The 643-nt window shown below is 76.8% G+C and carries 1 protein-coding gene; it reads left to right on the forward strand.

Annotated elements, in window-relative coordinates:
• On the forward strand, positions 1 to 643 hold a 643-nt coding region (locus DW299_RS05060; protein WP_136035925.1), incomplete at both ends, for a DNA-3-methyladenine glycosylase family protein.

Genomic DNA, 643 nt, shown 5'->3' on the forward strand with positions numbered 1-643 from the left:
GACGGCGAGCGGCTGCGGCTGCGGGCTCGCGTCGCACGCCTGAGCGACCTGGCGCCGCTGGTGTCGACCGCGCGGCGCCTGTTCGACCTCGACGCCGACCCCCTCGCGATCGACGAGGCCCTGGCCGCGCATCCGTCGCTGGCGGCGCTGGTCGCACGCACGCCGGGGATCCGGGTGCCCGGTGCCGCGGATCCGCACGAGATGCTGATCCGGGCGATGATCGGGCAGCAGATCACCGTCGTCGCCGCCCGCACCGCGCTCACCGCACTCACCGAGGCGCTGGGGGAGAGGACACCCGAGGGGCTGCTGTTCCCCACCATGACCGCGATCGCGGAGCACGGGGCCGAGGTGTTGCGGGGCCCCGCGGCCCGGATCCGCGCGGTCACGGGGGCCGCCGCGGCCCTCGCCGACGGCAGCCTCACGCTGACCGTAGGCGATGACGGCGCGGAGCAGCGCGCGGCCCTGCTGGCCATGCCGGGGATCGGACCGTGGACGGCGGACTACGTGCGGATGCGTGTGCTCGGCGATCCCGACATCCTGCTCCCCGGCGATGTCGCGCTGCGCGCGGGCGCGGCGGCGGTGGGACTCCCCGGCGAGCCGAAGCCCCTGGTCGCCTGGGCCGAGCGCACGGCCCCCTGGCGGA

The sequence above is a fragment of the Microbacterium sp. K35 genome (assembly GCF_004794375.1).
Classification (GTDB): Bacteria; Actinomycetota; Actinomycetes; order Actinomycetales; family Microbacteriaceae; genus Microbacterium; species Microbacterium sufflavum.